This is a genomic window from Streptomyces sp. NPDC046876 (assembly GCF_040645035.1).
GTDB lineage: Bacteria > Actinomycetota > Actinomycetes > Streptomycetales > Streptomycetaceae > Streptomyces.
Window position 1 is genome coordinate 1 of the sequence record NZ_JBEYXK010000208.1, and the last position, 3278, is coordinate 3278.

The following is a 3278-nucleotide window of genomic DNA, read 5'->3' on the forward strand; positions in this document are numbered from 1 at the left end:
TGAAATCAGCCCCGCCGGCGTTTGAGGCGCGGGGGTCCGGGGGCGGAGCCCCCGATCTTTGAGCCCCGCCGGCGATTGAGGCGTTTCTGGGGGCACCTCCCAGCGGTAGCTGGGGGAGAAGGGGCGGGGTGGGGAAGGGCTCCGCGCAGCGGCAAACCGCGGGACTCGGCTTCGGCGGCGGCGCGGCTAGCGGCGGGACTCGGCTTCGTCGGCGAGGGACGTCAGGTCCTCGATCGACATGGCGCCCGGCGGCAGGGACTGCCGGGCGAAGATGTTCGCCGCGTGGCGGAGCGTCTCGTTGACCGGGGTCGGGATCCCGTGCAGCCGCCCCAGCAGGCACACCTCCCCGTTGAGGTAGTCCGCCTCGATCGAGCCGGTGCCGCGCTGCAGCGACTGCCAGGACGAGCCGCCCCGCAGGCCGCTCCCCGCCTCCGGGACCACCTTGCCCTCCCGCGCCGCCGCTTCCTCCTGCGCCGACGCCCACGCGATCCCCGCGGCCCGCAGCACCGCCTCGCCCTCGCGCCGGGCCCGCAGCAGCAGGGCCGCCTTGGCCGGGGCGGGCTCGGGCCCGGTGGTGGCCTGGACCGCGTTGCCGAGGTTGCCCAGCAGCTTGGCGTACTTCCACCGCATCACGTCGTCCACCACCGCGGCCTCGAACCCGGCCGCCTCCAGGTCGGCGGCGATCCGCCGCACCCGCGCATCCGCACCCCCGGCGGCGAGCCCGAGGTGCAGGATCCCGGTCAGCGGGGCGCACAGCGCGCTCACCACGCCCGGCTCCAGGAAGGTCGCCGGGAGCCATACGCAGACCCCGTACACCCGCACGAAGCGCCGCAGCGCCAGCCGCTCGCTCTCGACGCCGTTCTGCGCGCACAGCACCGGCAGCCGCTGCGCCGCCGTGCCGCCGCCCGCGACCTCCGCGTCGCCCCACTCGTCGAGCGCGGCGATCGCGTCCTGGGTCTTCACGGCCAGCAGCAGGACGTCGTCGGGCCGCAGTTCGCCGAGCCCGTCCGGTCCGGTGACCACGGGCAGCCGGTGCACCCGGGTCCCGTCCGCCGTCGTCAGCCGCAGCCCGTCCGCCCGCAGTGCCTCGGCGTGCGCGCCGCGCGCGACGAGGACGACCTCACGGCCCGCTCCGGCGAGCCGTCCGCCGATGGTCGCGCCGATCGCTCCGGCGCCGATGACGATGTAACGCATGGCCAGGAGCCTGGCACATCCGGCGGCTTGCGTTACCGTCGGGGGCATGGTGGACCACGTGTGGCGTCTCGGCGGCGACCTTCCCGTACGGCGGCTCGGCCTCGGCACCGGCGGTCTGGTGGGCCCCGGCTACTGGGGCCCGCGCGGCAGCCGCGCCGAGGCCAGGGCCCTGTTGCGCACGGCGGTCGAGCGCGGCGTCACGCTCGTCGACACCGCCGACAACTACGGCCCGGACCTGGCCGAGGAGCTGATCGCCGAGGCTCTCCACCCGTACGGGGACCGGCTCGTGGTCGCCACGAAGGGCGGGGTGGTGCGCACCGGCCCGGACCGCTGGCACGTGGCGGGCCGCCCCGAGCAGCTGCGGGCGGCGTGTGAGGCGAGCCTGCGCCGTCTGCGCCTGGAGGCGATCGGCCTGTACCAGCTGCACCGCTTCGACCCGGCGGTCCCGATGGCCGAACAGCTGGGGGCCCTGGCCGAGTTGCGGGCGGAGGGCAAGATCCGCCACATCGGACTGGACACGGTGACCGTGCAGGAGCTGCGCGAGGCGCTCGCCCTGGTGCCCGTCGCCGCCGTGCAGAACCCGTTCAACATCCTGGAGCGCTCCTCGGCCGACGTGCTGCGGCTGTGCGAGGAGCGGGGCATCGCCTTCCTGCCGTACTACCCGCTGGGCAGCGGCGCCCTGGCCCGGGAGGGCGCGGCCGCGGTGAGCGCGGTGGCCGCGGAGCACGGCGCCGGCCCGGGTCAGATCGCGCTGGCCTGGCTGCTGCACCACTCGCCGGTGCTGTGCCCGACGCCGGGCACCGGTTCGCCCGTCCACCTGGCCGAAAACCTTGACGCGGCAACCATCCATCTCACGCCCCGGGAACGGGCGGTGCTCGACGCGCTGGCCCCGTAGCCCGGTCGTAGGCTGGACGTGTACGCACGAGCGGGGAACCCCTGCCTGTTCGCGTGCCTGTCGCGCCGGCGGGGCTTCCCGCGCCCGAACTCCCTGTGTGAAGGGAGCCTTCGATGGCTGCCACGAAGCACACGTCCGCCCCCACCGAGCCCAGGGCCACCACGGCCCCCTCGGGCGACGGGCGGGACCCGCTCACCACCCTGCAGCGGCCGATGGAAGAGGCCGCGCCCGGGCCGGGCTTCGACACGAACTTCCTCTCGGCCCCGATCACCACCCCCGATCTGAACCCGTCCATCAAGGCGGACGCCGTCGAGCTGAACGGCTCCGAGGTCATCCCGTACACGCACTTCTCGCTGGCGCTGAGCGCGCCGCGGCGGTTCGCGATCTGGGTGGGCTGGAACATAGACGGCGCCACCATCAAGAAGCTGGACCGCAGGGGCATCGAGTTCCGCAAGGATCCGCGCCTGCCCGCGACGGCCCAGGTCAGCAACGAGCTCTACAAGGACGACCGGCTGGACCGGGGGCACATCGCCCGCCGCGCCGACCTGCTGTGGGGCCCGCTGCCCGATGCGCAGAAGGCGAACCGGGACTCGTTCTTCTACACGAACATCACTCCGCAGATGGACGACTTCAACCAGAGCGCCCGCAACGGCCTGTGGGGCAGGCTGGAGGACGCGGTCTTCGAGGACGTCGAGGTCGACGACCTGCGGGTCAGCGTCTTCGGCGGCCCGGTCTTCCTGCCCGACGACCACCCCTTCCGCGGTGTGCAGATACCGCGGGAGTTCTGGAAGGTGCTCGTCTATGCGGAGGGCGGAACGCTGAAGTGCAAGGCGTTCCTGCTGACGCAGAACCTGGACCTGACCGAGTCGCTCGACCTGGCCGAGTTCCGGGTGTTCCAGGTGAACGTGAGCGAGATCCAGGACCGCGCCCACATCGGCTTCGCGGCGGCCATGACCGCCGCCGACACCCTTGCCCTTCCGAGGGCCCTGGAGGACCGCGCCCCGCTGGCGCGCCAGGCGGACATCGACTGGAGCTGAAGCGAAGACGCCCCGTACGCCCTGTACGTCCCCACACCCCGACACCCCGACACCGGCCGAGGGGGGGGGCCGCGGGGGCGGCCGCGGCCCCCCCCCGCCCCGCCTCGGGGCGGGGCGGGGAAGGGAATCGCCGCGGGGGACGGCAAACAGGG

At 74.0% G+C, this 3278-nt stretch carries 3 protein-coding genes; 2 read left to right on the forward strand and 1 reads right to left on the reverse strand.

All coding sequences use genetic code 11. The features are described from left to right. Positions 1-186: 186 nt before the first annotated feature. Positions 187-1194: a 2-dehydropantoate 2-reductase N-terminal domain-containing protein gene (locus ABZ924_RS38290; protein ID WP_361920322.1), complete on the reverse strand. Its 1008-nt coding sequence runs from the start codon at positions 1192-1194 to the stop codon at positions 187-189. A 46-nt stretch (positions 1195-1240) separates the two neighbouring features. Here ABZ924_RS38290 and ABZ924_RS38295 point away from each other — a divergent pair, with 46 nt between their 5' ends. Together ABZ924_RS38295 and ABZ924_RS38300 are read left to right on the forward strand one after the other, a co-directional pair. Continuing rightward, positions 1241-2089 (forward strand): aldo/keto reductase, encoded by an 849-nt coding sequence (locus tag ABZ924_RS38295; RefSeq protein ID WP_361920324.1) that lies wholly within the window; start codon positions 1241-1243, stop codon positions 2087-2089. A gap of 113 nt (positions 2090-2202) precedes the next feature. Further along, complete coding sequence (locus tag ABZ924_RS38300) at positions 2203-3126, forward strand: DNA/RNA non-specific endonuclease (RefSeq protein ID WP_361920326.1); 924 nt, start codon at positions 2203-2205, stop codon at positions 3124-3126. Positions 3127-3278 lie beyond the last annotated feature (152 nt).